The sequence below is a fragment of the Allokutzneria sp. A3M-2-11 16 genome (genome assembly GCF_024213555.1).
Taxonomy (GTDB): Bacteria; Actinomycetota; Actinomycetes; order Mycobacteriales; family Pseudonocardiaceae; genus Allokutzneria.
Genome location: NZ_JANAVO010000005.1, coordinates 72,148 through 97,738 on the forward strand (window position 1 = coordinate 72,148; position 25,591 = coordinate 97,738).

A 25,591-nucleotide genomic window follows, 5' to 3' on the forward strand; every position below is an offset into this window, starting at 1 on the left:
AAGAAACTGCGTCCGACGGACGCAATTAATGGGAGGCGTTCATGACCAACCGATCCGTGCTCATCTCCGGGGCGAGCGTCGCGGGCCCCGCGCTGGCGTACTGGCTGGGCCGCCACGGCTTCGAGGTGACCGTCGTGGAGATCGCGCCGAGGCTGCGCGCCGGGGGCTACGCGGTCGACTTCCGGGGCCCGACCCACCTGACGGTGCTGGAGCGCATGGGTGTCCTCGACGAGCTCCGCGCCGTGCGGACCGGCGGCAGCCCGATGACCTTCGTGGACGAACACGACCGGACGCTGCTGCACCTGCCCGCCGAGTTCGCGGGCGGCGAGGTGGAGGTCCTGCGATCGGACCTCTCGCGCATCCTCTACGAGCGCAGCCGCGACCGCGCCGAGTACATCTTCGGCGACTCGATCCAGGCGATGACCGAGACCGCCGACGGCGTGCACGTGACCTTCGAGAGCGGCACCGAGCGCATGTTCGACCTGGTGATCGGCGCGGACGGGATCCACTCCGGGGTGCGCAGGCTGGCGTTCGGGCCGGAGTCGGAGTTCGTCAGCTTCCTCGGCTACTACGTCGCGTGCTGGGACATGCCCAACCACTTCGGCGTCTCGTCCGGTTCGATCGCCCACAACACCCTCGGCCGCATGGCCAGTTTCGGCGTCGACCACCGCGACAGCACCAAGGCGGGGGCGATGTTCGTGTTCGCCTCGCCGGAGCTGGACTACGACCGGCGCGACCTGGACCGGCAGAAGCAGCTCATCACCGAGGCGTACCGGGGAATCGGCTGGCGCGTTCCGGAGCTGCTCGATTCCCTGGGACGGGCCGACGAGCTGTACTTCGACTCGATCAGCCGCAGCGACGTGCCGAGCTGGTCGAAAGGGCGGATCGCGCTGGTCGGCGACGCGGCGGCCGGGGCGACGCTGGGCGGTATGGGCACCGGGGCCGCGATCGTCGCCGCGTACGTGCTGGCCGGTGAACTGTCCACATCGGACGGTGAGCACCGGACGGCATTCCGCCGCTACGAGAACGCGCTGCGGCGCTTCGCCGAGGGTTGCCAGAAAGGCGGCAACCGAACGGGAAAATTCCTCGCCCCGCGAACGGGTTTCGGCCTCACCGCGCGAAACCGGCTGCTGGGCACATCACCGCTGATGAGGCTGATGCTCAAGGCGGGCAAGGAGGTCAGCGATCGCGTGGATCTCGCCGACTACCCCGTCGCTGGTTAAGAACTTTCGCTTTGAATGCAACCCGAGGTGACCGCTAACGTCCGCCGGCATGTCCTCCAACCGGCTGAAACGATCGATGCGCGGGGCCGCCACCGCCGGTGCGGTGCTGGCCGCGGTGGCCCTCGTCGGCCCCGCCGGCGCCGCCCCGGACCCGAGCACCGCTTCCGAGGCGCTCAAGCAGCTCAAGGCCGTCAACGAGGAGGCCGAGAAGCTCACCGAGGCGCTGCACAAGGCCAACGACGAGCTCAAGGCCAAGGAGGGCGAGGTCACCAAGGCCAACGAGGATCTGGTCCGGGCCAACGCCGCGGGCGAGCAGGCGCGGCGGCAGGAGGGAGAGCTGCGCAAGCACGTCGACCAGCTGGCCAGCTCGCAGTTCCAGGGCTCGCGGATGAGCCACATCAGCGCGCTGCTGCTCAGCAGGTCACCGCGCGACCTGCTCGAACAGCTCTCCATGGTCGACCTGATCACCGTCGAGAACAAGACCGCGATGGACAAGCTCAACGCCACCATCGCGCAGGCCGGACAGGCCGCCGGCAAGGCCGACGAGGCCAAGACCAGCGCGGCCAAGGCGGCGCAGGCCGCCGCCGGGATCAAACGGGACCTCGACGCGCGAACCCGGGAAGCCAAGGCCAAGCAGGACAAGGCCGAACAGCAGCTGGCCCGGCTCAGCCGCGCCGACCGCAACAAGCTCGGCGACGCCGGTCTGGACATCGACATCTCCGACCTGCCCGAAGGCGGCATCGGTGCCGCCGCGCTGCGGCACGCGGTGACCCAGAAGGGCAAGATGTACGGCTGGGGCCAGGTCGGGCCGGAACGGTTCGACTGCTCCGGGCTGATGGTCTGGGCCTTCCGCAAGGTCGGTGTGTCGCTGCCCCGGTCCAGCGCCGCGCAGTCCCGCGTCGGCACCTCGATCCCCGCGGGCAACCGCGCCGCCTGGCGCCCCGGTGACCTGCTGTTCTTCGCGCACCCGGGAGAGGGCGTCAGCCACGTCGCGATCTACGTCGGCAACGGGAACCAGTTCCACGCCTCCCAGCCCGGTGAACCGCTGAAGTACGGCCCCGTGCAGAAGAACCTCGTCGGCGTCCGCCGCATCGGCACCTGACTGCCAAGATCACCGCATGGTGACCAAAGCGTTCACCGTGCTGATCTCGCGCATGATCGCGCCCGACGAGCCGTCCGGCAGTTGATGAAGAAGGGCCGCCGGCCTCCTCGCGCTGGGGGTCGCGATGGCAGGCCGACGGCGGTCCGGGGAGCGGCTCCGGGCACGCGCCGTGCTCTCGGGGGTGTGCCGCCGGGCGGGGAGCGGGAGAGCCCCGGCCCGTCGGCCCGACACGGTGCGCCCGCACTGGCGCTCGACTCGGACATACTGCACAACGGGCCGGGGAGAACGCTTGTTCCCGCAGGTAACGCGCCTCACACCAGGGTGGGAACGGTGTTGCCGGAGCGCTCGATCGCCTTCCTGATCGGCACCAGCGAGATGAGGATGATGCCCACCACGAAGAAGACCATCAGCGACAGGATGGCGTACCGGAACGAGCCCGTCGCCTGGCCGATCCCGGCGTAGAGCATCGGCCCGAGCCAGGACGTGGACCGCTCGCCGATCTCGTAGAGGGAGAAGTACTGCGCCTCGCGGCCGGGCGGCACCATCTGGCTGAACAGCGAGCGGGACAGCGCGTTGGTGCCGCCGAGCACGAACCCGATGCCGATGGCGACGCCGAAGAACTGGAACATGTCCCCGGCCTCGACGAAGAAGGCCGCCGCCAGCACCACGATCCACAGCGCCAGGCTGATCATGATGGTCCGCTTCGCGCCGATGAAGCGGGCCGCCATCCCGTGCACGACACCGCCGATGAACGCGATGAACTGGGTCAGCAGGATCGTGGCGATCAGGACGTCCTGGTCCAGCTTCAGTTCGAGCTTGCCGTACTGGCCCGCCACGTTGGCCACGGTGGAGATGCCGTCGGTGTAGATCAGGTACGCGCCGAGGAACGCCAGCGTCAGTGGGAAGGCCCGCGCCGCGCGGACGGTGGAGCGCAGTTCGCGGAAGCCGTCGACCAGGACGCTGGAACCGGGGTCGCGCTTGGCGGGCGCGCGGTGCCGCTTGAGCCTGCTCAGCGGGACCAGGGTGAAGCCCGCCCACCACAGGCCGGTGATCACGAAGCAGAGCTGGACCGCGGTGCCCTGCTCCAGGCCGACCTGCTCGTGCATCAGGAACAGCACCAGTTGCAGCGCGAGCGCGAGACCGCCGCCGAGGTAGCCGAAGGCCCAGCCGCGCGAGGACACCGCGTCGCGCTCGTCGGGATCGGCGATCTCGGGCAGGAACGCGTAGTAGACGACGATCGAGGCGCCGTAGCAGATGTTGCCCAGCACGAACAGGATCGCGCCCAGCTCCCAGTTGGACCCGGACACCAGGCCGAGCGCCATCGTGGCCGCCGAACCCGCGAAGGCGAAGCCCGCCAGCATCCTGCGCTTGTTCTGCGCGCGGTCGGCGATGGCGCCGCTGATCGGCAGCACCAGCACCTGCACGACCGTCGCGACGGACAGCAGGTAGCCCCACAGCGAACCGGCGGGGAGCTGGAGCCCGAACGCCACGATGTCGCAGTTGCGCAGGGTGTCGTCGTTGGGGCACGGGTTGGGCCCGTTGAGCGCGGTGTCGGCCTGCGCCGCGGACTGCGCGACGGTGGTCAGGTAGATCGACAGGAACACGGTCGACACCGACGTGGGGAAGACCGAGTTGGCCCAGTCGTACCAGATCCAGCCCCGTTGCTCCCGCTTGCGCGCGACCGGATCGGGGTCGGCGACCGTGGCGTTCTCGTGCTCCGTGCTCATGTGCAGGCCCTCCCGCCGGAGTGATCCACAACACCCGACACGCGGACTGTACTGGGCCGGGTGCGCAGCGTTGAGGCCCCGGGTCGACTCGACCGCGAATCGCTATGCGCCCGTTTCCCACCCCTCGATCGCGGGACTCCGGTGGTGAGCTCCCCCTGGCCCGCTTACGGTCCCCGAATATGTTCTTCCTGCGGCTGTTAGCGCTGGTCGTGCTGCTCGGCGTGGTGTGGTCGGGCGCGGCGTCGGCCGATCCGAGCGTGGCGGACTGGCAGCGGCTGCGGATGTGCGAGTCGACCGACCGCTACGACACTGACACCGGAAACGGGTACTACGGCGCGTACCAGTTCGACCTGCCGACGTGGCGCAGCGTCGGCGGGATCGGGCTGCCGCACGAGGCGTCCAAGGCCGAGCAGGACTTCCGCGCGCTCTACCTCTACCGGATGCGCGGCTGGCAGCCCTGGGAGTGCGCGGGCAAGCTCGGCCTGCGCGACGACCGCGACGCCAGGACCAAACGGCTGCCCAGCTACACCGAGTCCGCCTACATCGGCAACCAGCTGGGCTTTCCGCCGTGGCCGGGCAAGGTCTTCGACTACGGCGACTGCGATCCCGCGCTGCGCGCGTGGCAGCTGCGGATGAACGCCTTCGGCTACAGCTTCCAGGGTTCGGGCTGCTACCTGGCCGAGACCAAGGAGGCGGTGCTGGCGCTCCAGCGGGCCAACGGGATCAAGGACTCCGGGCTGCTCGGGCCGAAGACGTGGGACGCGGCGTGGAACGGCAAGCGCCCTCGCTGAAACAGCTCGACATCGGATAGTACGAATCCGTATAGTTCGGAACCGTGACAACTTCGGTACTCCTCGCCCTGCACCGGGCCACGCACGCGACCGTGCACCGGCTCGCCACCGAGCTGGTCGACCTGGACCTCAAGCCCGCCGAGCTCAACGTCATGGCCACCCTGGCCGACGGGAGCGCCCGCACCGTGTCCCGGCTCGGCGCCGACGTCGGCAGCAAACCGACCACGCTGACCGGGGTGCTGGACCGCCTGGAGCGGCGCGAGCTGATCACCCGCGGCGTCCGGGCGGGGGACCGGCGCTCCGTCGTGATCACGTTGACGCCCGCGGGCGAGGAGACTGCGGCGCTGATCGCGAAAACCGCGCGCGATCTGGAGCACCGCGCCTTGAAAGGCTTGTCGGACAAGCAGATCGCGGGATTTCACGCCGTCGTGGAGGCACTGTCATGAGCAGGTTCGGACATCGCGAGCACGTGCACCTCACCTGGCGCACGGTGCGGAGCTTCGGCCTCCCGGAGGCGATCGACGTCGTCAGCGACTCGATCCGCAGCACGGCCCGCTACGCCGGAATGCCGCAGAAGTACAACGCGACCGTGAGCAGGGCCTGGGTCGAGCTCGTCGCGCACCACGTGGCCGAGGCCGAGCCGGACGAGGACTTCGACACCTTCCTCGACCGCAACCCCGCGCTGCTCGACAAACGACTGCTGCTGCGGTTCTACCGATCCGCGACGCTCGCCCAACCCCAGGCGCGGACCGGATGGGTGGAGCCCGACCTCGCCCCGATCCCACCCGCACACCACGTAAACTGACCCCATGCGCCCCAACCGCCCCCACACCCAACGCGAGGCGCACGCAACCTAGAGATCTCCCGTTTCGTACTCATAACGGGAAAAAGAGCGCTCCCAAATCCCGACAAGAGTACGAAACGGGTTATTTGGCGACCTCAGCGCGGGATGAGGGTTAGGGCGTTGCCCAGACTTTGCGGCGGCGCAGGACGTCTCTGAGGGTGTCGGGGCGGTCGGTGACCAGGCCGTCCACGCCCATGTCCAGCAGCGCGGCCATCTCCGCGGCGGCGTCGACTGTCCACGCGTGCACTTCGAGGCCCAACCTGTGCGCGATCCGCAGCAACCTGTTCTCGATCACGGTGACCCGGCCGCGGCGGACCGGCAGCTGCGCGAGCTGACCGCGCACGGCGGAGCGCAGCGGCAGCACGGGCAGCCGCGCCGCGGCCCAGAGCGCACCGGCGGACCGGCTGCCCAGCGCGGTGAGCAGCCGCCTCCCGCCGTGCAGGCGGAGCCGGTTGAGCCGCTTGTCGGCGAAGGACGCCAGGCAAACGCGATGCCAGGCCCCGAGCCGGTGCACCACCCGCAGCACCGGGTCGACGGCGGTGTCGGCCTTCACGTCGATGTTGAAGAACGTGTCCGGCAGCTCTTCGAGCACGTCCTCAAGGCGGCTGACCTGCTCGCGCCCGGCGATCTTGGCCTTGCTGACGTCGGCCCAGCGCTGCGTGGAGATGAGCCCGGTCCGGTCGGTGGTGCGGTCCAGCAGCGCGTCGTGGTGCACGACGACGACACCGTCGCTGGTCGCGTGCACATCGGTCTCGATGTACTGGAAGCCCTCGGCCGAGGCGCGGTGGAACGCGCTCAGGGAGTTCTCCATGCCGGAGAGGTCGTCGACGTGCCAGCCGCGGTGCGCGAACGCCCTCGGGTAGGGGCCGTCGAGGTAGGGATGGGTACGGGCCACCCTTCGAGTGTGCCTGGGCGGCGTGGCGCGGGGGTGACGGACCGGTATCCGGATAGCGTCAGCTCCCGTGCGGGCGGGTAGCGAGGGCACCGGCTGGGGCAGGCGCCCCGAGGCGCGGCACTGCGGGTGGTGCGGTCAGCGGTTGGCGGACGGCGAGGGGCGCGGCAGACCCCGCCGGTACTGCGGTCACTCCTGCCGCCAGCGCGCCTACGAGCGGCGCGCGGCCATGCAACGCGGCGGCCTGCCCGAGGACGCGGTCGTGCTCTCCGCTGCGGAGCTGGCCGATCTGCAGGACCGTTTGTTCCAACTGCGCTGCGCGGCCGAGGACGTGGCGACAGCGGCGGAGGACGGGGCCGACAGCGGCGAGCTGCGGAGGATGGCCGCCGGATTGGTTCAGGAAGCCAAGGGCCTGGAGCGGCTGCGCTAGTTCATGGGGCTTTGGAGACCTGCGGGGACGCCTGGTACCTGTATCAAGAACTGGCAACGTTGGGCCCTTGCCCACGGGTGCACGGGGCGGCGACCATGGCGCTCAGCGGCGAGGAGGCGTTAGGTGTCGGACGACGGTGCGGCGCAGTTCGCGGTGCTGCGGCACACGGACGTCGGATTTGCGGTGACCGAGCGTACTGGTCGGTTGCTGTGGGTGAACGCTGCCCTGGCGGTCATGCTCGGCATCCCCGAGGACGGGGCCGAGGGACGGTCGCTGCCCGCGCTCATGCCCGGTATCCCGGACGGGCCCCGGGCCGGGATCGCCGCGCTGCTGGCGCCGTCGGCCCGGCCGCAGGGCCACCGCTGGCTAGAAGTCAGCTGCACGCAGTTGGACGGCACCGAGAACCTGCTCTACCGCGCGATCGACGTGACGGCGTGGCGCTCGCGCGAGCTGGAGGCGACGCAGCAGGCGCAGGCCCTGCACCGCGCGCAGATGCTCGGCCGGATGGGCAACTGGGAGTGGTACCTTCCGGACGACCGGGTCGTCTGGTCGGACGCGCTGCTGGACCTGGTCGGCCACCCGCCCGGCACCGAGCTGGACTACGCCGCCTACCTCTCGCTGATCCACGAGGACGACCGCCCGGAGTTCCAGCGGGTCGTCGAGCGTTCTCTGCGCACCGGCGACCAGTTCACCTACACGCACCGGATCAGCCGCGCCGACTGCGGTTCCGAGCTGGTCTTCGAGTGCTTCGGAGAGGTCGTCAAGGACGACGCGGGACGGCCGGTGCGGATGCTCGGCACCGCCCACGACGTGACCCAGTCCCACCGCCTGCACAGCGAGCTGCTCCGGCTGTCCGAAGAGGACCCGTTGACCGGGCTGCCGAACCGCCGCGCGCTTACCAGGGAGCTGGAGCGGCAGCTGGCGGCGGGCACCTGCGGCGCGTTGTTGTTGCTGGACCTGGACAACTTCAAGGACGTCAACGACCTGCGCGGGCACGCGGTCGGCGACCGGGTGATGCGGACCCTGGCGACCAAGCTCACCGGCCAGCTCGGCCCCGGTCAGCTGCTGGGCCGCCTCGGCGGTGACGAGTTCGCCGTGGTGCTGCCCGACGTGGACACCGCGCAGGCCGCCGCGCTCGCGGAGAAGCTGGCCGCGGGCATCTCCGCGCTGCCGGTGATCACCGGCGCCGCCGCGACCAGGATGACCGCCAGCACCGGGGTCGCGCCGTTCGGCGACGGGGCCGGGTGGGAGGACGTGCTCGCCAACGCCGACCTGGCGCTTTACGCCTCGAAGGCCGCGGGCCGCAATCGCGTCACGGTCTACGAGCCCGGCCACTACGCCGACACCGTCAAGCGCGTGTCCGTGCTGGACCGACTGCGGTTCGCCCTGGACAACGACGGGTTCGCGCTGCACGCGATGCCGATGGTGCACCTGCGGACCGGTCGCATCCTCGGCTACGAGCTGTTGCTGCGACTGGAGGACGGCGACGGGCCCGCGCCCGGCCCGGCGGAGTTCCTGCCCGAGGCGGAGCGCTCCGGCCTGGTGCTCGACATCGACCGCTGGGTCCTCGACAAGGCGCTGGACACGCTGGTCAAGCACCCCGACTCGGACCTGCGGTTCAACGTCAACGTCTCCGGCCGCACGCTGGAGGACGCCGACTTCGCCAAGTTCGTGCTGGACCGGCTGATCGCCGCGGGCGTGACGCCGGGGCGGCTCGGCCTGGAGATCACCGAGACCGCGGCGATGACCAACCTGGACGCCGTGCGCGACCTCGCCGAGCAGCTGCGGGCCACCGGCTGCCGGATCACCCTGGACGACTTCGGCGCGGGCTTCGGCTCGTTCGTGCACCTCAAGCACCTGCCGATCACCGGGCTGAAGATCGACGGCGAGTTCGTCCGCGGCATCGACCGCGGGACCAGCGACGCGGTGCTGGTCAGCGGCATCCTGGAGATCGCCCGCGGCCTCGGGCTGTCCACGGTGGCCGAATGGGTGGAGCGGCCCTCGCAGGTCGACGCGCTGGCCAGGCTCGGCGTCCGGGTCGGGCAGGGCTTCCACCTCGGCCAGCCCACGCCGCTCGCGGACATGCTGCGGCACCGGAGGGAGCACCAGGTGCCGACCGACGCCGCCCACGGGCTGCCCAGCCGCCGGGCGGGCCGATGACCGAGCCGTACAGCACGCGCATCGCGGTGCGCGGCTACGAGCTGGACACCCAGGGACACCTGCACGGCGCGATCTACCAGGACTACGGCGAGCACGTGCGCTGGGAGATGCTGCGCGCCGCGGGCGCCTCGCAGGAGAAGATGCTGGCCAGCCGCATCGGCCCGGTCATGCTGGAGATCAACATCCGCTACCTCGCCGAACTGGGCGCCGGTGACGAGGTGGACGTGACCTGCGCGTACAGCTGGGGTGCTGGCAAGACCTTCCGGATCGAGCAGCGGTTCACCCGCGCGGACGGCGTGCTCGCGGCGGAGATGCGCGTCGTCGGTGGCGTGCTCGACCTCGAAACCCGCAAGCTCGTCGCCAACCCCGCCGAGCGCATCGCCGAGATCGCCGACGACCCCTCCGTGCTCGGTCTCTGACCCAGTAGTCAGGAGAACTAGCGCCTGCGGGGGAGGGAGGCGCGGTCTTCGGAGCGGAGGTCGGCGAGGAGGTCTCCGTGTTCGGCCACGCGGTCCAGGACTTCTGGTGCGGTGAAGACCAGGTCCTGCGGTTTCGCGCAGTCCTCGACCTCGTCCCAGGTCACCGGCGTGGAGACGGTGGGGCGCTCGCGGGCGCGCAGCGAGTACGGCGCGACGGTGGTCTTCGCGGTGTTGTTCTGGCTCCAGTCGATGAGCACCTTGCCACCCCGGATCGACTTGATCATCTTCGCGACGATCTGTTGTGGACGGTCCGCGGCCAGCCGCTCGGCCAGCTCGCGCGCGTACTCGCGGGGACGCTCCGAGTCCGGTGCCGTGATCGGCACGTAGAGCTGAAGTCCCTTGGAGCCACTGGTTTTCGGGTACGCGGGCAGGCCGTCCTCCGCCAGGGCTTCGCGCAGCAGCCCGGCCACCCGGCAACACTCCACAATGGTCGCCGGGGCCCCGGGGTCGAGGTCGAACACCAGCAGGTCCGGGTCGCGCCGGGCGCCGCGCGGACCAACTGTCCACTGTGGAATGTGCAGCTCCAGTGCGGCGAGGTTGGCCGCCCACACCAGGGTCGCGGTGTCCTCCGCCACCGCGTAGTCGGCGTGCTCGGCGCCGCGGCTGCTGCCCGGAGTGGACAGACGAACGGTGCGCACCCACTCCGGCGCGTGCCGGGACACGTTCTTCTCGAAGAACGACATGCCGTCGACGCCGTCCGGGTAGCGCTTGAGCGTCAGCGCGCGGTCGGCCAGGTGCGGCAGCAGCACGGGCGCGATCCGGGCGTAGTAGTCGATCACCTCGCCCTTGGTGAAGCCGTCCTCGGGGTAGAGCACCTTGTCCAGGTTGGACAGCTTCAGCGTCCTGCCGTCCACCCGCACCGGCGTCGCCTGGCTCATGCCTCACCCACCTCACCCGGGGACTTGTCCGGCCGCAGGCCGCGCCAGCGGGGCAGCCGCAGCCGACCGTCCGACGTCCAGTTCTGGAACAGGACTTCCCCGACGAGGCTCGGTTCGACCCACTTCGCGTTGCGCGCGAACTGGCGCGGGACCTCGGGGGAGAACGGGCTGGTGCGCCGCGCGAGCCCGCGCAGCCGCTCGGTCAGCGACCGCAGCACCGCGTCGCTGAACCCGGTGCCGACCTTGCCGACGTAGCGCAGCGTCCCGTCCGGCGAGGGCAGTCCGAGCAGCAACGATCCGATCAGGCCAGCGCGTTTGCCCTCGCCCGGCTGCCAGCCGCCGACGACCACTTCACGAGTTTCAAGATCAGTGATCTTGATCCAGTCCGTGGACCGCAGACCCGGCCGGTAGCGCGAGGACCGACGCTTCGCGACCACGCCCTCCAACCGCTGCTCCCGCGCCGCCTGGAGCACGGCCGCGCCCGCGCCGGTGTACGCGGGCGGGGTGAGCCAGTGGCTGCCGCGCAGCTCCAGTGACTCCAGCAGTCGTCTGCGCTGGTCATAGCCGAGTTCCAGGCACGATCGGCCGTCGAGGTGGAGCAGGTCGAAGATCAGGTAGGTGACCGGTTGCTGCTCCGCGAGGCGGGCGATCTGGGCCGCGCCGGAGACGTTGATCCGCTTCTGCAACGCGCCGAAGCTCGGCCGACCGTTGTCGAACACCACGACCTCGCCGTCGAGCAGGACGGTGCCGGGGAAGCGGGGCCCCAGCTCGCGCAGCTCCGGGTAGGTGGCGGTGATGTCGGCGCCGCTGCGCGCGAGCAGCTGCAACCGCCCGCCGGTAATCCGCGCGAGCGCGCGCACGCCGTCCCACTTGAACTCGTAGGAGAACTGTTCGTCCTGGTCAGGCTCGGGAAGCGGGCCGCGGACCGCGAGCATCGGGGACAGCTGCTCGGGTGGCGGAGTGCGCGGGGGAACGCTCTTTCCGTCTGATCCACGCCGGACCATCCAGTTCTTGCCGTCGCGGTCCCGCCGGTCGGAGCGGAAGAACACGTAGCGCCCCTGGGCGCGGGCGCCGTGGAAAACGACCTCGACCTCGTGCTCGGACCACTTGAGGGTGTCGTAGCGACCGGTGTCCCAGATGGTCATCGTGCCGCCGCCGTACTCACCTTTCGGGATTTCTCCAGAGAACGTGAGGTACTCCATCGGGTGATCCTCGGTGTGCACCGCCAGCCGGATGTCGCCCTGGTCCTCCGGCAGCCCCTTGGGCACCGCCCACGAGGCCAGCACCCCGTCCCGTTCCAGCCGCACGTCCCAGTGCAGCCGCCGCGCGTGGTGCTCCTGGATCACGAAGAGGTCGTTGTTCCCGCCGGTCGGCACGCTCTCCGGCATGGGCTCCGGGGTGCGCGCCGCATCGCGTTTGCGGTGGTAGTCCCGGAGGTCCCCCACGGCTCAGGCGCTCTTGCTCTTGCCGCTCTTCTTCGCGGGCGTCTTCTTGGCCTTCTTGGCGGGCGTGGTCTCCGCGCGGCTGGCCTTGGCCTGCGCGACGCTGCGCTCCAGCGCCGCCATCAGGTCGATCACCTCGCCCGCGTCCTCGTCCTCCGGCTGCGCGGGCAGCTCCGCGCCCTCGGCCTTCGCCTCCACCAGCTTCGCCATGGCCTCGCGGTAGTCGTCGGTGAACTCCCCGGGCTCGAAGGTGCCCGCCATGCTCTCGATCAGCGACTCGGCCATCTTCAGCTCCTGCGGCCGCACCTCCACCTCGCCGTCGAGGAAGCCGAAGTCCGGCGTCCGGATCTCGTCCGGCCACATCATCGTGTGCAGCACGAGCACGTCGTCGCGGGCGCGCACCATGGCCAGCGACTGCCGCTGGCGCATGGTGATCTTGACGACGGCCAGCCGGTCCGCCCGCTCCAGCGCGGTCCGCAGCAGCACGTAGGGCCGCACCGCCGCCTTGTCCGGCTCCAGGTAGTAGCTCTTCTGGAAGAAGATCGGGTCGATCTCCTCGGTGGGCACGAACTCCACCACCTCGATGGCGCGGTCGGTGGAGATCGGCAGCTTCTCGAAGTCCTCGCGGTCCAGGACGACCATCCGGCCGTCCTCCAGCTCGTAGCCTTTGGCGATGTCGGCGTAGGCGACCTCCTCGCCGCAGACCTGGCAGACCCGCTTGTACCGGATCCGCCCGCCGTCCTCCCGGTGCACCTGGTGGAACCGGAAGTCGTGTTCCTCGGTCGCGGCGAACAGCCGCACCGCGATGGTCACCAGACCGAACGAGATCGCGCCGTGCCACATCGCCCGCATGGCCCATGCGTACCCTCTCAGCTGCGGATTCGCACCTTGATCACCGCTTTCGTGGCCTAGTCGTGCTGATCCGCTCGCCGTATCCGCGCTATCACCGGCGGGCCCACTGGAATAGGCGGCCGGTGATTCCCGGCGCCCGCACGGAAATGATTACCGGCACACAATGTCGTCCACGGCACGATGACCCGCGCCCCGCTCGCCCAAGCACGACGCTTTTCCCGTTTCGTACTCATAGCCGGGAAGAGAGCGCTCCCAACTACGGCTATGAGTACGAAACGGGATTGGTTTGGACCACCTCGGGTCAGGAGGGCGGGGTGGGGAGGATGTGCACGGGGTTGAGTTTAGCGCCCGCGGGGGATCAGAGAGGGGTTCCGAGGGGGCCGTGCTCGGCTTCGAGGGCCTTGGCCCAGTACGCCTCGAAGTCGGGTTGGGTGCCGTCGACGTCGGTGAAGCCGTAGACCTTGTGCAGCCCCGCGGTGGAGAGCGCGCGTCCACTGTGGACCATCACGTCCGGGTCGGCGGCGAGCGCGGCGACGGCGCGGCCGAGGTAGTGCGGCGTCTCGGACTGGGCGAAGTGCGGGTCCTCGGCGATGCCGTCGCGCCAGTTCTCCTCGGTGACGCCGAGGAAGTCGAGCACCGCCTCCGAGCGCAGGAACCCGGGCGTGATCGCGACGGCGGCGACGTTGTGCGGGCGCAGCTCCGCGGCCATCGCGACCGCGAGCCGGATCACCGACGACTTCGCCAGGTCGTAGAAGAACGAGCCGCGGTATCGGGCGGTGTTGCCGTCGGTGACCTCCACGACGAGCCCGCGGCCGCGTGCGATGAGCAGCGGCACCATGTGGTGACTGGTGATGACGTGCGTGTCGACGGCCTGGCGCAGCAACCGGAAACCCTGGTCGAGGTCCTGCTTCCACAGCGGGTTCTCCCAGTCGGTGATCGGGTCCCCGCCCCACACCGAGTTGACCAGGACGTCGAGCCCGCCGTCCTGCTCGGCGGAGATCCGCTCGGCGAGGGCGCGGACCTGCGCGGGATCACCGTGGTCGACGCGGACGGGGATTCCGGTGCCACCCGCCTCCGTGACCAGCCGCGCGGTCTGCTCGATGGTCTCCGGCCGGTCCATCTCGGAACGGCCCTGGTCGCTGCTGCGCCCGGTGACGTAGACGGTGGCCCCGGCGGCGCCGAGCTGCACGGCGATGCCACGGCCACCGCCTCGGGTGCCACCGGCGACCAGGGCGACGCGTCCGGCGAGGGGTGTCATGCCGGAGATAGTAAATGAACCGTCATTTACTAACAAGCAGGGTCAGCCCGTAGGCCGAGAGGATCTCCTGGAGTGGCTGGAAGAAGCTGGTAGCGGCGCCGCCGCGGCAGGTGCCGGAGCCACCGGAGAGCACGCCCTGCGCCTGGGTGAAGCCCTCGCCGCCGACCCACGAGCCGCCCGAGTCGCCGGACTCGGCGCACGCGTCGCTCTTGGTCAGCCCGGTCACCTGGCCTTCACCGCCGCCGTAGTTGACCGTCTGGTCCTTGGCCAACACGGTCCCGCAGTGCCAGCCCGTGGTGCGGCCGGAGCGGCACACCGCGGCGCCGACCGCGACCTCGGTCGAGCCCTTGACCGTGATATTGGTGCCGTTCTGCCGGTTCACCCACGGCTTCGCGGTCCAGTCGGCGGTCGTCTTCACCCACGCGTAGTCGTTGGTGGGGAACGAAGAACCCGCGTACGAGCCCATCGGGACCTGGTTGAAGCCCTTGACGCTGTCACCCTTGTCGCCGCAGTGGCCCGCGGTGACGAAGCCGCCCTCGACGGAGAAACCGACCGAGCACGGGCTGCCGCCGTTGTAGATCGCGTCGCCGCCGCGCACGTCGTGCAGCAGCCGCGGTGCCTCGCCGACCTCCTCAACGGTGACCGAAGGGGAGAGACGCCGTGCCGCTGCGATGAATTCCTCGGCGTCGCGAGCTCCGCGGCTGACCTCGACGACCACGGAGTTGCTGCGCTCGTCGACGCGCCACCCGGCGACCGACGCGGGCGCCTTGGTGCCGTCAAGCTGCTGCTTCGCGGCCTTGAGCCGGCTGTGCGCGTGCCGCACGACAGCGACTTCGGCGCCTTGGGACCGCACCACGTCGGCCTTGGAGGTGTCGGTGATGCCGACGACGAGCTTCCCGGCCTGAATCCATGCGCCGCCGTAGGAGTCACCGGCGGCGGTCCGCGCGCGCTGTGCGACGTCGGCTGCCTTGGCGTCGTTGCGGAGCCGCGCGCGGGCTTGCTGCGCGTCGAGCCCGAGGTCCCGCTGAACGGCGTGCAGCAACTCCGGCGTGTAGTTCTCCTGGGCGGTGGCGACCGGTGCGGTCAGCACACCCGCGGCCAGGAGGACGACTCCGGTCACGGTGCGGTACATGGGTCTCCCTCGTCTTCGGGGTGGCAGTGCAGGGCGCCACCCCGGCGAACCTAACGACGGAGACGCTCAGAAGACCTCGTCCGAGCAGCTTGTTGAATACACGGAAGTTCTCTCACATCGGGAACCAGTGCCGCGCGAGTGCGTCCAGGGTCGCCGTGCGCGGAACGCCGAGCCTGCGCATCCACCGGGCCAGATCCAGATCGGGATGCAGGAGCACCATCTGGAGCAGGCGCCGTTGCAGTTCCAGATCATGGTGCTCGTACTCGACCTGCGCGCCGTCCAGCAAGCTCCGCACGAACCGCCGCTTGCCGCGCGCCACCGACAGCGCGGTCCACGCGATGTCGAACTCCCTGGGACCGAGCATCGCGCACTCGAAGTCGCTGACACCGCTCAGCAGCCAGCCACCCGGGCGGTGCCGGATCTGCACGGTGGGGAACGAGAGCTTCGTGTGCAGCGGGAGCAGCCTGTCCGGATCGTCGTGCTCGATGCCGTCGAGGAACGGTTCGAACTGGCGTGACCACACCGGCGGCACGCCACCGGCACGATGGCGTTGGAGGAGTTCCTTTCGCCTGCGTGGGACGAAGCCCGCCCAGCCATCCCGCTGGAGTCCGTTGATCGTGCGTTGGTGCAGGTCTGCCAGCGCGAACCCGAGTTGTTCGGCGACGTCCGCGCGCTCCTCGCCGACCATTTCCGACCAAGCCGGGCCCAGGTCTTCGCCGCGAGGCACGCGCAAGAGGAGGTAGCGCAGGTTTCCTACCGTGCCCGTGTCCTCGATGACCGGGCAGTCCCCGGTGTACAACGAAGCCCGGCCAGCTCCGAGAGCATCGTGGTCTCCGTCGCGCGCCGGTCCTCGTAGCCGGGAGGGAACAGCTTCAAGACGACGTCATAAGACACGACAAAGGACGGGGTCGGCCCGCCGGAGTGCATCTGCGCCTCGTCGCGCGACAGGCCGTGCTGAGCGAAAAGCTCGTCCACTTCGGACGTTGTCTCCATGGGACAAGATCAGCACGGCGGCCCGTTCGCTGGACAGCGAGTTCGGTTCGGAGGTCCGAACGGTGCGCGCCGAACGCAGGTCAGCGGCGGCGGGCGCGCTGCTTCGCGCGGTTGCCGCAGCGGTCCATCGAGCACCACCGGCGTTGCCCCGGGCGGGAGAGGTCCACGAACACCAGTAGGCAGTCTTCGGCGGAGCACTCGCGGAGTCGCGACGCCGCGGGGCCGCCGAACAGCTCGATCGCATCCCTGGCGATGCTGGAAAGTGCTTGTGCCGCAGTCGGTTTCGACCACGCGCGCGCACTGCCGGACAGCGCGGGGGGCAAGCACGGCGTGGCCGCGACGGAGTTCAGGGCGGCGACCGCCGCGCGAGGATGCGGGCGGTCCGCGAGCTGGCTGGGGCTGCTCTGCCACGGTCCCGCGGAGGGTGGCCGCGTCACCTTCACCAGCCCGTCCACCTGGCTTCCCGGCTGGCTCCCGGTCTCCGCCGAGGCCGCCGGTCCGGAGCTGGTCAAGCGCTACCTCGGCACCTACGGACCGTCCACTGTGGCCGATTTCGACAGGTGGTTCGCCCGCAGTACCAAGGCTTCCCTGCTCAAGGCGTGGTTCGCCGGTGCCCGCGACGAGCTGGCGGACGTCAGCGTCGAAGGCACCCCGATGCTCGCGCGCCGAGGACGTCGACGAGATCGAGAGCACCGCGCCGAACAAGCTCGTGCGGCTGCTGCCCGCCTTCGACCAGTACGTGATCGCGGTGAACCGCGACCTCATCCCCACCGAGCACCTGGCGGAGGTCACCCGGACCGCCGGGTGGATCTCCCCAGTGGTCTTGCACGGCGGACGAGTCGCGGGCGTCCCGAAGAAGGCCCTCGCCGCCGAAGTGGTTCGCGTTCTGCCCGGAAGGTCTCTAGGGTGACCGCCGTGCACCGAATCTTCATCGTCACCCCGCCGCCGGCCTCCTAGCGGGGCCAGCTGCCAGCGCATCGTGCCGATCCGGCCGTGCGCCTTCTCGGTGTGCCCCGCTTCAGCGACCCCGATCACTTCTGTCGCAGGAGCACCCAACATGCACGTTTCCACCATCGCGCCGTCCTCCCGCGCCCGCGGGCTGTCCACCCTCGCCACGGCCGGGGTCCTCTGGGGGACGGGCGGTCTGCTCGGCACCCTCCTCGGCCGCGCCGCCGAGCTCTCCCCACTGGCCGTCGCCACCTACCGGCTCGGCGTCGGCGGTCTGCTGATCGTCGCGTTCCTCCTGGTCACCCGGCGTCCACTGCCGCGAGGACGAGCCGTCTGGACCCGCATCGCCTGCGTCGGCGGGCTGGCGGCGATCTTCCAGAGCAGCTACTTCGCCTCGGTGTCGCTGACCTCGGTCAGCATCGCCACGTTGATCACCATCGGCTGTTCGCCGGTGTTGGTGCTGCTCGCCGAGCGGGCACTGGGCCGGCGGCGGATCGACCGCACCGCCGTGCTGACGCTCGGGCTCGCGCTGACCGGGCTGGCCCTGCTGGTCGGCATCCCCTCGGGCGAGTTCTCCGGGGCGGCGCTGCTCGCCGGAGCCGGGTTCGCCGTGCTCGCCGCGGCGGGTTTCGCCACGATGACGCTGCTCGGGGCGCGCCCGGTGGCCGGGCTGGACGACCTGACCAGCACGGGCTTCGCGTTCACCCTCGGCGGCCTGGTCATGGTGCCCTTCGCGGACCTGGGTTTCACCACATCGCTCGGCGGGATCGGCCTGCTGGCCGCGCTCGCGCTGCTGCCGACCGCGGCGGCGTACACGCTGTACTTCCGCGGGCTGCGCGGGATCGACGCGAGCACGGGGGCGGTGATGGCCCTGCTGGAGCCGCTGACCGGCGCGGTCCTCGCGGCGCTGGTGCTCGGCGAGCGGCTGGGCGTTGTCGGCCTCGTCGGCGCGGCGCTGCTGTCCTCGGCGGTGATCGTTTCCGCTCGGCGGGGATGATCCGCTGACACGCGGGTAGCCGGGATGCATGGCTGAGACTGTTGCCGACTACCTGCTCCAACGCCTGCGCGACTGGGATGTTGAGCACGTCTTCGGCTATCCGGGCGACGGCATCAACGGCATCGTGGCCGCCTTCGGGGAGGCGGAGAACACCCCGCGCTTCGTGCAGGCGAGGCACGAGGAGATGGCGGCGTTCCAGGCGGTCGGCTATGCGAAGTTCAGTGGACGCGCCGGGGTCTGCCTGGCCACATCGGGCCCCGGCGCGATCCACCTGCTCAACGGCCTCTACGACGCGAAGCTCGACCACGTGCCGGTCGTGGCGATCGTCGGGCAGACCGCGCAGAGCGCTCGCGGCGGCAGCTACCAGCAGGAAGTTGACCTCCAGGCGCTGCTCAAGGACGTCGCCAGCGAGTACCTCGTCGAGGTCACCGTGCCGGAGCAGCTGCCGAACGCGCTGGACCGGGCGATGCGGGTGGCGCTGTCGCAGCGCGCGCCCACCGCGGTGATCATCCCCAACGACGTCCAGGAGCAGCCGTACGCGCCGCCGAAGCACGAGTTCAAGCACGTGCCGTCGAGCAGGCCGAGCCTGGCGATCGGCGCGGCCGTCCCGCCCGCGGAGGAGATCGCGCGGGCGGCGGAGGTGCTGAACGCGGGGGAGCGGGTCGCGATCCTGGTCGGCCAGGGCGCCCGCGGCGCGAAGCAGGAGGTGCTCGACGTCGCGAAGGCCACCGGCGCGGGCATCGCGAAAGCGTTGCTGGGCAAGGACGTCCTCTCCGACGAGCTGCCGTTCGTCACCGGGTCGATCGGGTTGCTGGGCACGCGGCCGAGCTACGAGATGATGCGCGACTGCGACACCCTGCTGATCGTCGGCTCGAACTTCCCCTACAGCCAGTTCCTGCCGGAGTACGGCAAGGCGCGCGGGGTGCAGATCGACATTGACGGGCGCATGATCGGGATGCGCTACCCCACCGAGGTGAACCTGGTCGGCGATGCGAAGGCCACCCTCGCCGCGATGCTGCCCCTGTTGCGGCACAAGGAAGACCGCTCGTGGCGCGAGACCATCGAGTCCACTGTGGAGCGTTGGTGGGAGAGCGTCGAGGCGCAGGCGATGCTCGCCGCCGACCCGGTCAACCCGATGCGGATCGTGCACGAGCTGTCCGCGCGGGTGCCGGACAACGCGCTCATCACCGCCGACTCCGGCTCGTCGACCAACTGGTACGCCAAGAACCTGCGGATGCGCGGTGACGTCCGGGGCACGCTCTCCGGAACGCTCGCCACGATGGGCTGCGGGGTGCCGTACGCGATCGGTGCGAAGTTCGCCTGCCCGGACCGCCCGGTGATCGCGCTGGTCGGCGATGGCGCGATGCAGATGAACGGGCTGGCCGAACTGATCACCCTGGCCCGCTACCAGGACCTGTGGACGGACCGGCGCTGCGTGGTCTGCGTCTTCCACAACAACGACCTCAACCAGGTCACCTGGGAGCTGCGCGCGATGGGCGGAGCGCCGAAGTTCGAGGAGTCGCAGGTGCTGCCCGAGCTCGACTACGCGGGTCTGGCGCGCTCGCTCGGGCTGGAGGGGATCTCCGTCGACAAGCCCGAGGACGTCGGCCCGGCCTGGGACCGCGCGTTGGCCACCGACCGGCCGATCGTGCTCGACGTGCGCTGCGACCCCGAGGTGCCGCCGATCCCGCCGCACGCCACGTTCGAGCAGGTCACGGCCATGACGGAGGCGGTGCTGCGCGGGGAGCCGAACGCCTGGCACATGATCGGCCAGGGAGTGCGGACGAAGCTCAAGGAGCTCTTCCCCGGCCGGTGACGTCCCGCGATAGTGGGGCATTTGGAGCTTCGCAAGGCCCATCAGGGTGAACGTTGTTAGCTTTCGGCCTACACCGCAACAACGACCCCTGAGGTGGTCAGAATGCCCAAGAAAACGGCCTTGAAGCGGTTGGGCGCCGCGGCGTCCGCGACCGTGGCGGCGTTGGGGATGGTCTTCGTCCTCACGCCATCGGCGCAGGCAGACGGCGAGTGGTGCAACAACCAGACCTGCATCAGGACTTACGACACCGGCACCTATCTGGGCCGGGTCGAGGTCTCCGTGTGGACGCAGAACCGCGCGGGCACCACCTACGCGAAGGTGTGGACCACCAACGGCTGGAGCCAGACGACGCGTTCGGAGTACGTGGACGCGTTCCGGACCTACCGCGGCCAGGTCTACCCGCAGCGGCACTTCCCGAACCAGACGCGGCTGTGCGCGGAGGGCTACAAGAGCGGCGGCAAGTACGGCCTGCCGTGCGTGACTCTGGTGGGCTGACGTCGTAGCACGAGAGGGCTTTCGGTCGATGGCCGGGAGCCCTCTTGTGCTGTCAGGATGGGCTGATGGACCTCGACGTCTCGGTCACGGAACTCGGTCATGTACTCGGCGGCTGGACAGTCAACGTCGTCGGCGGCTTGCTCAGCAAGCACAGTCGGATGAAGTGCGTGCGGCCCAACGGTTCCTCCTACGCGGACGAGGTCGTCAAGGCGAGCCGTGCGGACCACGACCGGTGGCACGCGGCGACCAACCACTTCCTGCTGACCATCCGCGCACTCCAGAAGCGCGAGGAAGCGATCAGCCTGCACCAGCGCCCACCGTTCCACGGGCGGCTGCTGTGGCACATCAAGTACGCGCGGCGGAACTGGTTGCTGCGCAAGGGATACGACGAAGCGGCCGAGCAACTGCGGGCTGACTTCACCGCCGCGCTCGCCACCTTCCTCAAGGACGCCGGTGACATCCCCGAGTACGTGGAGGCGTACACCAAGCGGGAGCGGGAACGCCTGCGGCGCGAACAAGAACAGGCGAGACAGCGGCGGGCGACGGCCATCCAGGACGCGTCCGGACCGGTGTGGTCCTACCGGATCAGCAAGAGCGGCGGCAGTCGCAGCTTCTGGATCTACCTGACGACCCTGGAAAGCGGTGGCAACGGCGAGCACACCCCGCCGGAGGTGCAGGCCGCATTGGCGAAGGAGCGGGCGAAACACCGCTACACCAAGGTGAACTGGGGTCCGGAGACCAGTCTCGCGTTGGAGGAGAAGTACCAGACCGAGGTCTCCGGCTGGGCCAGGCTCACCGGCGAGATGATCGTCGCGCACCCGATCGACCCGAACGACCGGTCCTCGCGGCAGTACTCCAAGTACCACTCCGGGCCGTCCAGCAACTACGGCAGCGACGGTGGCGCGGGCGGGTTCGCCGGGGGCGGTTTCTGACCCACCCCCGGCGAGAGCGCCTCAGCCCTTGATGCCGGTCTCCGCGACGCCCCGGACCAGGAAGCGTTGCAGCGTCACGAAGACGATGACCAGCGGCAGGATCGACACCGCGGCGGCTAGGAACAGCTGGTGCACGTTCAGGTTCTGCGCGGTGAGGAAGCTCGACAGCGCGACCTGCACGGTCCACGAGGACTGGTCCTGGGCGATCACCAACGGCCACAGGAACGCGTTCCAGCTGCCGATGAAGGAGATCACCGCCAGCGCGGCGATGAAGTTCCCCGAGTTCGGCACCACGATCCGCCAGAACGTGCCCCAGTGGCCGAGGCCGTCGATCCGCGCGGCCTCCTCCAGCTCCTTCGGGAAGGCGAGGAAGTACTGGCGGAACAGGAACGCGGTGAACCCGCTGAACAGCCCGGGGATCACCAGGCCGCGCAGGTCGCTGAGCCAGCCGAGGCTGGACACCACGACGAAGCTCGGCACGAACGTCACCGCCGCCGGGATCATCAGCGTGGCCACGATGGCGTAGAAGACCTTGCCCGCGTGCTTGTAGGGAATCCGTGCGAGGCCGTAGCCCGCGAGGCCGCACAGCAGCAGCTGGCCGACCGTCTGCAACACCGAGACGAGCACCGAGTTGCCCATGCTGGCCAGCAACGGCACGGACGGATCGGAGAACAGCTCCGCGAAGTTCTCCCAGTGGATCGTGTCCGGGAAGAACTTCCAGTCCGGCGCCGCGATCTCGGCCTCGGTCGCCAGACCGTTGCGCAGCACCAGGTAGAACGGCACCAGGAACAGCGCCGCCGCCACCGCGAGCGCGAGGTAGCGCAGCGCGGAGGTCATCGGTGCCCGCCGGTACCCGGCCGGGCGGTGCACGTGCCCGATCACTCGCCCCTCCTGAAGCCGAACAGCCTGCCCTGCAACAACGTCACCAGTGCGATCAGCAACGCGAGGATCACCGCGCCCGCGCTGCCGTGGCCGAAGTCCTGGCCGCCGCTGCCCAGTGCCGTGTAGTAGAGGTAGACCAGCGGTGGCCGGGCGAAGGGCGGATAGCCGTCCGCCGAGCCGAGCACGTTGTAGAACTCGTCGAACGCCTGGTAGGCGGCGATGAGCGTGAGCAGGACGACCGACACCGAGGTGGCCCGCAGCTGCGGCAGCGTGATGTGCCGCAGCGTCTGCCAGCCCGGCTTCGCGCCGTCGATCCACGCCGCCTCGTAGAGGTGCTGCGGGATGCGTTGCAGACCGGCGATGAACAGGATCATGTAGAAGCCGAGCTGCAACCACAGCCGCAGCGTCACCAGCACCAGCCAGTACCACGGCGGATCGGTGGAGACCGTCCACGCGATCGGCTCGATGCCGAACCACGACAGCACCGTGTTGGCCAGCCCGTACCGCAGGCCGTTGAAGATCGACAGCTTCCAGATCAGCGACGCGACCACGTAGGAGCACGCGGTCGGCAGGAAGAACACCGACCGGAAGAACGTCCGCGCGAAGCTGATCTGGTTCACCAGCAGGGCCAGCGCCAGCGACAGCACGAACGTCAACGGCACGATGAACAGCGCGAACAGCGTGAACGTGCCCATGCTCTGGAGGAACGCGCCGTCGCTGAGCATGTCCAGGTAGTTGTCGATGCCGACGAACTCGGTCGGGGTGACCGTGTTGTGCGCGTCGAAGAAGCTGAGCAGCAGGCTCCAGCCGATCGGCAGGTACGCGAAGATCGCCAACCCGGCGAGGAACGGCCCGACGAAGAGCCAGAAAGCCTTGGCGTTGCTGGTTTTCATCCGTAGAGGCGCTTCAGTTCGTCCTGGGCCTTGGCAACCGCGCCGCGCAGTTCGGTGCTCGCGTCGGCCCCCTCGCGCACCACCCGGGACAGCGCGTCCTGGAAGGCGGTGCGCATGGCCTGCGTCCAGTCCGGCGGGTTGGACGAGCGGGCGTGCTCCTTGACGAAGCGCACCGCGTCCGCGGCCTGGCCGGACTTGAGCTTGTCGGCCTTGGCGGACAAGGAGTTCCGCGGCGGGATGTGGAAGCCGTAGGAGAGGTTGAAGTCCTCCTGGTGCTCCGTGCGGTCGACCCACAGCCACTTCACGAACGCCTTGGCCTCGTCGATCCGCTTGCTCTTGGCGTTGACCATCGCGCCGAACGCGCCGACCGGCACGGACGGCGTGCCCGAGCCGGAGTGCTTCGGCCACGGCAGCACGCCGAAGTCGTCGCCCAGCGCCTTCTGCACGGCGGGCACCGCCCACAGGCCGCACCACTGCATGGCGACCTGGCCCTGGATGAACGCGTCCGGCTCCGACCAGTCCTTCACCGCGCCGAGCAGGAGCGAGTTGCTGGTGTTGAGCTCGCGGAGCTTGGCGATGGCGGTCGCCGCAGCCGGGTCGTCGAAGCCGACCTTGTGCTGCGGGGTGACGTAGTCGAGGCCGACCGACCACAGCGCGGGCCCGCCGAGCGTGGACACACCGCCGTCGTTGCCGACGAAGAGCCCCTTCACGCCGCCGGTGCTGAGCCTGCGCGAGGCGTCGATGAGTTCGTCCACAGTGGTCGGCGGCTTGACCCCGGCCTTGTCCAGCATGCTCTTGCGGTAGAACAGCATCTGCATGTCGATGGCCTGCGGGACGCCGTAGACCTTGCCGTCGACGGTGTGCCCGGCCAGCACGGTCGCGGCGAAGTCGTCCTTCGCGGAGGCGATCACGTCGTCCAGCGGGACGATCTGGTTCGCGCGCACCATGCTGATCTGCAACGTCGACTCGAAGACGTCCGGGCCGCCGCCGGAGAGCAGCGCCGTCGACAGCTTCGAGGAGTAGTCGCCGGGGTTCCACTGCACGGAGACCGGGGTGGCGGTGTAGGCCTTGGCGTAGCGCTCGACGGCCTGCTGGACGCCGTTCTCCCCGTACGCGTGGTACCACTGCTGGAGGCCCTGGCCACCGTTGCCGCCGCGGCCGGTGTTCGACCCGCACGCGCTGAGCCCGCCGAAGGCACCCGCGAGCGCGACCGCACCCGCCGCGTTCAGGAAACCGCGTCTGGACAGCGGTGTTGAGGACATCGGTACCTCCATCGACACGAACATCAACTCGGCTTGGCCGGTGACTTTCCCACACCGCACCCCATCACGCGGAGACGGCCCGCGTCGATCATTCCCGGGAGCTGGGATCAGCCCGTTGTGATCACCACGGCGGTGGCGTTGTCGTTGCCGCCCGCGGCGTCGGCGTCGGCCAGCAGCTGGGCGACCTTGGCCGACGCGGGCAGCGACCAGCCGAGGACCTCGCGGAGCCGCTGGAAGGAGACCTGCTCGGCGACCCCGTCGCTGCACAGCAGGTAGACGTCGCCTGGCCGCACGGTCACGCTGAGCACATCCGGCTCCGGCAGCTCGGGATGCCCGACGTAACGGGTGAGGTGGTAGCGCGCCGCGGCGGCCTCGCGGGAGTCGAACGGGTACCAGCCGTGGGTGGCGCCGAGCCACGCCATCGTGTGGTCGACGGTCAGCAGTTCCAGCAGCCCCTGGCGCAGCCGGTACACGCGCGAGTCCCCGATTTGCGTGATCCAGAATCCCGTTCGCGACTCGACCAGCGCGGTCAGCGTGCACCCGGCGAGCCCGACGACGTGCCTGCCGATCTCTCCGACCCGTTCCTGGGCGGTGGCCACCGCGGCGCGCAACGTCTCGGCTGTGACGTCTCCGGTGAGCGCGTTGACGAACGTGTCCACGGCGGTGCGCCCGGCTCGCGCACTGCCCTCGCCGTCGCCCATCCCGTCCGCGACCACCGCTCGCAGTGGCGTCTCCGCCAGGTGCACGACGTCGAAGTTCGCCTTGTACCGCCTGCCGGTTTCGCTCCCGGCCGCCGCAGTGATCACTGAGTCAGCTCCACTCGTTCCGCGAGCCGGTCACGCACCGCGGTGAGGCGGTTGATCTCGGCGTTCAGCGTCTCCAGGCGCCGCGCCGCGACACCATCGGCCGGGTTCTTCGGGCACGGCGTGGCGCCGATGTCGTCCAGGCGATCAGCGCAGCCGCTCAGGTCGTCGACGGTGAGGCCGAGCGCCAGCAGCTCGCGGATCACCCGGACTCGGGCCACGTCACGAGGACTGTAGACGCGTTGCCCGGTGCCGGTTCGGATCGGCGGCGGCAGGAGCCCCCGTTGCTCGTAGAAGCGAAGAGCCCTGGGCGTAGTGCCCGCCGCTACCGCCGCGTCACCGATCCGCATCCGCACTCCC

28 protein-coding genes are annotated in these 25,591 nt (G+C 69.8%); 13 read left to right on the forward strand and 15 right to left on the reverse strand.

Annotation, left to right across the window (positions count from 1 at the left end; genetic code table 11):
* Positions 1–41 precede the first annotated feature (41 nt).
* Both NLX83_RS26655 and NLX83_RS26660 read left to right on the forward strand, forming a co-directional pair.
* Positions 42–1,223 carry an FAD-dependent monooxygenase gene (locus NLX83_RS26655; protein WP_254237920.1) on the forward strand — a complete coding sequence of 394 codons (1,182 nt, stop codon included), beginning with the start codon at positions 42–44 and terminating at the stop codon, positions 1,221–1,223.
* 49 nt (positions 1,224–1,272) lie between these two features.
* Positions 1,273–2,325 (forward strand): NlpC/P60 family protein, encoded by a 1,053-nt coding sequence (locus NLX83_RS26660; RefSeq protein WP_254237921.1) that lies wholly within the window; start codon positions 1,273–1,275, stop codon positions 2,323–2,325.
* Positions 2,326–2,636: 311 nt separating this feature from the next.
* Here NLX83_RS26660 and NLX83_RS26665 read toward each other — a convergent pair whose 3' ends face one another.
* Positions 2,637–4,052, reverse strand: coding sequence for an MFS transporter (locus NLX83_RS26665; protein ID WP_254237922.1), 1,416 nt, complete (start codon positions 4,050–4,052; stop codon positions 2,637–2,639).
* Between the two features lie 179 nt (positions 4,053–4,231).
* Between NLX83_RS26665 and NLX83_RS26670 the strand changes: the two genes are divergently transcribed.
* From NLX83_RS26670 to NLX83_RS26680, 3 genes are read left to right on the forward strand one after another with little or no spacing between them, the layout of a single operon-like run.
* The gene (locus tag NLX83_RS26670) at positions 4,232–4,843 is read left to right on the forward strand and encodes a transglycosylase family protein (RefSeq protein WP_254237923.1); all 612 of its coding nucleotides are present in this window, start codon (positions 4,232–4,234) and stop codon (positions 4,841–4,843) included.
* Between the two features lie 44 nt (positions 4,844–4,887).
* Positions 4,888–5,289, forward strand: a complete 402-nt coding sequence (locus tag NLX83_RS26675) for a MarR family winged helix-turn-helix transcriptional regulator (RefSeq protein WP_254237924.1) — start codon at positions 4,888–4,890, stop codon at positions 5,287–5,289.
* Positions 5,286–5,648: a hypothetical protein gene (locus tag NLX83_RS26680; RefSeq protein ID WP_254237925.1), complete on the forward strand. Its 363-nt coding sequence runs from the start codon at positions 5,286–5,288 to the stop codon at positions 5,646–5,648. The genes NLX83_RS26675 and NLX83_RS26680 overlap by 4 nt, the downstream gene beginning before the upstream one ends.
* Before the next feature lie 151 nt (positions 5,649–5,799).
* Here NLX83_RS26680 and NLX83_RS26685 read toward each other — a convergent pair whose 3' ends face one another.
* The gene (locus NLX83_RS26685; protein ID WP_254237926.1) at positions 5,800–6,582 is read right to left on the reverse strand and encodes a glycerophosphodiester phosphodiesterase family protein; all 783 of its coding nucleotides are present in this window, start codon (positions 6,580–6,582) and stop codon (positions 5,800–5,802) included.
* A gap of 67 nt (positions 6,583–6,649) precedes the next feature.
* Between NLX83_RS26685 and NLX83_RS26690 the strand changes: the two genes are divergently transcribed.
* The 3 genes from NLX83_RS26690 to NLX83_RS26700 all read left to right on the forward strand — a co-directional run bounded on the left by NLX83_RS26690 (position 6,650) and on the right by NLX83_RS26700 (position 9,588).
* A complete protein-coding gene (locus NLX83_RS26690; RefSeq protein ID WP_254237927.1) occupies positions 6,650–7,009 on the forward strand; it encodes a hypothetical protein in 360 nt (119 codons plus the stop codon).
* A gap of 123 nt (positions 7,010–7,132) precedes the next feature.
* Positions 7,133–9,169, forward strand: coding sequence for a putative bifunctional diguanylate cyclase/phosphodiesterase (locus NLX83_RS26695; RefSeq protein ID WP_254237928.1), 2,037 nt, complete (start codon positions 7,133–7,135; stop codon positions 9,167–9,169).
* Positions 9,166–9,588, forward strand: a complete 423-nt coding sequence (locus tag NLX83_RS26700) for an acyl-CoA thioesterase (protein WP_254237929.1) — start codon at positions 9,166–9,168, stop codon at positions 9,586–9,588. The genes NLX83_RS26695 and NLX83_RS26700 overlap by 4 nt, the downstream gene beginning before the upstream one ends.
* A 17-nt stretch (positions 9,589–9,605) precedes the next feature.
* Here the strand turns inward: NLX83_RS26700 and ligD (NLX83_RS26705) are convergent, their stop codons facing one another.
* The 8 genes from ligD (NLX83_RS26705) to NLX83_RS26740 form a co-directional block, all read right to left on the reverse strand.
* Positions 9,606–10,526 carry a non-homologous end-joining DNA ligase gene (gene ligD, locus NLX83_RS26705; RefSeq protein ID WP_254237930.1) on the reverse strand — a complete coding sequence of 307 codons (921 nt, stop codon included), beginning with the start codon at positions 10,524–10,526 and terminating at the stop codon, positions 9,606–9,608.
* On the reverse strand, positions 10,523–11,971 hold the full coding sequence (ligD, locus tag NLX83_RS26710) for a non-homologous end-joining DNA ligase (RefSeq protein ID WP_308209381.1): 1,449 nt from the start codon (positions 11,969–11,971) through the stop codon (positions 10,523–10,525). Before ligD (NLX83_RS26710) ends, ligD (NLX83_RS26705) begins: the two co-directional genes overlap by 4 nt.
* A 3-nt stretch (positions 11,972–11,974) precedes the next feature.
* Positions 11,975–12,820 carry a non-homologous end joining protein Ku gene (gene ku, locus NLX83_RS26715; RefSeq protein WP_254237931.1) on the reverse strand — a complete coding sequence of 282 codons (846 nt, stop codon included), beginning with the start codon at positions 12,818–12,820 and terminating at the stop codon, positions 11,975–11,977.
* A 358-nt stretch (positions 12,821–13,178) separates the two neighbouring features.
* Complete coding sequence (locus NLX83_RS26720) at positions 13,179–14,078, reverse strand: SDR family oxidoreductase (protein ID WP_254237932.1); 900 nt, start codon at positions 14,076–14,078, stop codon at positions 13,179–13,181.
* A gap of 22 nt (positions 14,079–14,100) precedes the next feature.
* Complete coding sequence (locus tag NLX83_RS26725) at positions 14,101–15,210, reverse strand: S1 family peptidase (protein ID WP_254237933.1); 1,110 nt, start codon at positions 15,208–15,210, stop codon at positions 14,101–14,103.
* Between the two features lie 112 nt (positions 15,211–15,322).
* A complete protein-coding gene (locus NLX83_RS26730) occupies positions 15,323–15,937 on the reverse strand; it encodes a phosphotransferase (RefSeq protein WP_254237934.1) in 615 nt (204 codons plus the stop codon).
* A 26-nt stretch (positions 15,938–15,963) separates the two neighbouring features.
* The gene (locus NLX83_RS26735) at positions 15,964–16,203 is read right to left on the reverse strand and encodes a hypothetical protein (RefSeq protein WP_254237935.1); all 240 of its coding nucleotides are present in this window, start codon (positions 16,201–16,203) and stop codon (positions 15,964–15,966) included.
* An 80-nt stretch (positions 16,204–16,283) separates the two neighbouring features.
* On the reverse strand, positions 16,284–16,715 hold the full coding sequence (locus NLX83_RS26740) for a CGNR zinc finger domain-containing protein (RefSeq protein WP_254237936.1): 432 nt from the start codon (positions 16,713–16,715) through the stop codon (positions 16,284–16,286).
* A 98-nt stretch (positions 16,716–16,813) separates the two neighbouring features.
* On the opposite strand from NLX83_RS26740, the gene NLX83_RS26745 reads away from it, so the two are divergent.
* The 5 genes from NLX83_RS26745 to NLX83_RS26765 all read left to right on the forward strand — a co-directional run bounded on the left by NLX83_RS26745 (position 16,814) and on the right by NLX83_RS26765 (position 21,391).
* Positions 16,814–17,113, forward strand: coding sequence for a DNA glycosylase AlkZ-like family protein (locus NLX83_RS26745; protein ID WP_254237937.1), 300 nt, complete (start codon positions 16,814–16,816; stop codon positions 17,111–17,113).
* Positions 17,114–17,260: 147 nt separating this feature from the next.
* Positions 17,261–18,148 (forward strand): DMT family transporter, encoded by an 888-nt coding sequence (locus NLX83_RS26750; protein WP_254237938.1) that lies wholly within the window; start codon positions 17,261–17,263, stop codon positions 18,146–18,148.
* Positions 18,149–18,176: 28 nt separating this feature from the next.
* Entirely contained in the window at positions 18,177–19,964 is a 1,788-nt protein-coding gene (locus tag NLX83_RS26755) for a thiamine pyrophosphate-requiring protein (protein ID WP_254237939.1), read from the forward strand.
* A gap of 102 nt (positions 19,965–20,066) precedes the next feature.
* A complete protein-coding gene (locus NLX83_RS26760) occupies positions 20,067–20,459 on the forward strand; it encodes a hypothetical protein (protein WP_254237940.1) in 393 nt (130 codons plus the stop codon).
* Positions 20,460–20,524: 65 nt separating this feature from the next.
* Entirely contained in the window at positions 20,525–21,391 is an 867-nt protein-coding gene (locus tag NLX83_RS26765; RefSeq protein WP_254237941.1) for a hypothetical protein, read from the forward strand.
* A 21-nt stretch (positions 21,392–21,412) separates the two neighbouring features.
* Here the strand turns inward: NLX83_RS26765 and NLX83_RS26770 are convergent, their stop codons facing one another.
* The 5 genes from NLX83_RS26770 to NLX83_RS26790 form a co-directional block, all read right to left on the reverse strand.
* Positions 21,413–22,228, reverse strand: coding sequence for a carbohydrate ABC transporter permease (locus tag NLX83_RS26770; protein WP_254238148.1), 816 nt, complete (start codon positions 22,226–22,228; stop codon positions 21,413–21,415).
* Between the two features lie 41 nt (positions 22,229–22,269).
* The gene (locus tag NLX83_RS26775) at positions 22,270–23,166 is read right to left on the reverse strand and encodes a carbohydrate ABC transporter permease (RefSeq protein ID WP_254237942.1); all 897 of its coding nucleotides are present in this window, start codon (positions 23,164–23,166) and stop codon (positions 22,270–22,272) included.
* The gene (locus tag NLX83_RS26780; protein ID WP_254237943.1) at positions 23,163–24,428 is read right to left on the reverse strand and encodes an ABC transporter substrate-binding protein; all 1,266 of its coding nucleotides are present in this window, start codon (positions 24,426–24,428) and stop codon (positions 23,163–23,165) included. Before NLX83_RS26780 ends, NLX83_RS26775 begins: the two co-directional genes overlap by 4 nt.
* 107 nt (positions 24,429–24,535) lie before the next feature.
* Positions 24,536–25,234: a PP2C family protein-serine/threonine phosphatase gene (locus NLX83_RS26785; protein WP_254237944.1), complete on the reverse strand. Its 699-nt coding sequence runs from the start codon at positions 25,232–25,234 to the stop codon at positions 24,536–24,538.
* A complete protein-coding gene (locus tag NLX83_RS26790) occupies positions 25,231–25,581 on the reverse strand; it encodes a MerR family transcriptional regulator (protein ID WP_254237945.1) in 351 nt (116 codons plus the stop codon). The genes NLX83_RS26785 and NLX83_RS26790 overlap by 4 nt, the downstream gene beginning before the upstream one ends.
* Positions 25,582–25,591 lie beyond the last annotated feature (10 nt).

What these genes read in the sequence shown, in the direction of transcription:
- NLX83_RS26775 (WP_254237942.1), bottom strand. Translation starts at nt 23,166, where the DNA reads ATGAAAACCAGCAACGCCAAGGCTTTCTGGCTCTTCGTCGGGCCGTTC.
- NLX83_RS26665 (WP_254237922.1), bottom strand. Translation starts at nt 4,052, where the DNA reads ATGAGCACGGAGCACGAGAACGCCACGGTCGCCGACCCCGATCCGGTC.
- NLX83_RS26735 (WP_254237935.1), bottom strand. Translation starts at nt 16,203, where the DNA reads ATGGAGACAACGTCCGAAGTGGACGAGCTTTTCGCTCAGCACGGCCTG.
- NLX83_RS26680 (WP_254237925.1), top strand. Translation starts at nt 5,286, where the DNA reads ATGAGCAGGTTCGGACATCGCGAGCACGTGCACCTCACCTGGCGCACG.
- NLX83_RS26770 (WP_254238148.1), bottom strand. Translation starts at nt 22,228, where the DNA reads ATGACCTCCGCGCTGCGCTACCTCGCGCTCGCGGTGGCGGCGGCGCTG.
- NLX83_RS26720 (WP_254237932.1), bottom strand. Translation starts at nt 14,078, where the DNA reads ATGACACCCCTCGCCGGACGCGTCGCCCTGGTCGCCGGTGGCACCCGA.
- ligD (WP_254237930.1), bottom strand. Translation starts at nt 10,526, where the DNA reads ATGAGCCAGGCGACGCCGGTGCGGGTGGACGGCAGGACGCTGAAGCTG.
- NLX83_RS26655 (WP_254237920.1), top strand. Translation starts at nt 42, where the DNA reads ATGACCAACCGATCCGTGCTCATCTCCGGGGCGAGCGTCGCGGGCCCC.
- NLX83_RS26765 (WP_254237941.1), top strand. Translation starts at nt 20,525, where the DNA reads ATGGACCTCGACGTCTCGGTCACGGAACTCGGTCATGTACTCGGCGGC.
- NLX83_RS26760 (WP_254237940.1), top strand. Translation starts at nt 20,067, where the DNA reads ATGCCCAAGAAAACGGCCTTGAAGCGGTTGGGCGCCGCGGCGTCCGCG.
- NLX83_RS26780 (WP_254237943.1), bottom strand. Translation starts at nt 24,428, where the DNA reads ATGTCCTCAACACCGCTGTCCAGACGCGGTTTCCTGAACGCGGCGGGT.
- NLX83_RS26700 (WP_254237929.1), top strand. Translation starts at nt 9,166, where the DNA reads ATGACCGAGCCGTACAGCACGCGCATCGCGGTGCGCGGCTACGAGCTG.
- NLX83_RS26755 (WP_254237939.1), top strand. Translation starts at nt 18,177, where the DNA reads ATGGCTGAGACTGTTGCCGACTACCTGCTCCAACGCCTGCGCGACTGG.
- NLX83_RS26790 (WP_254237945.1), bottom strand. Translation starts at nt 25,581, where the DNA reads ATGCGGATCGGTGACGCGGCGGTAGCGGCGGGCACTACGCCCAGGGCT.
- NLX83_RS26670 (WP_254237923.1), top strand. Translation starts at nt 4,232, where the DNA reads ATGTTCTTCCTGCGGCTGTTAGCGCTGGTCGTGCTGCTCGGCGTGGTG.
- NLX83_RS26725 (WP_254237933.1), bottom strand. Translation starts at nt 15,210, where the DNA reads ATGTACCGCACCGTGACCGGAGTCGTCCTCCTGGCCGCGGGTGTGCTG.
- NLX83_RS26660 (WP_254237921.1), top strand. Translation starts at nt 1,273, where the DNA reads ATGTCCTCCAACCGGCTGAAACGATCGATGCGCGGGGCCGCCACCGCC.
- ku (WP_254237931.1), bottom strand. Translation starts at nt 12,820, where the DNA reads ATGCGGGCGATGTGGCACGGCGCGATCTCGTTCGGTCTGGTGACCATC.
- NLX83_RS26750 (WP_254237938.1), top strand. Translation starts at nt 17,261, where the DNA reads ATGCACGTTTCCACCATCGCGCCGTCCTCCCGCGCCCGCGGGCTGTCC.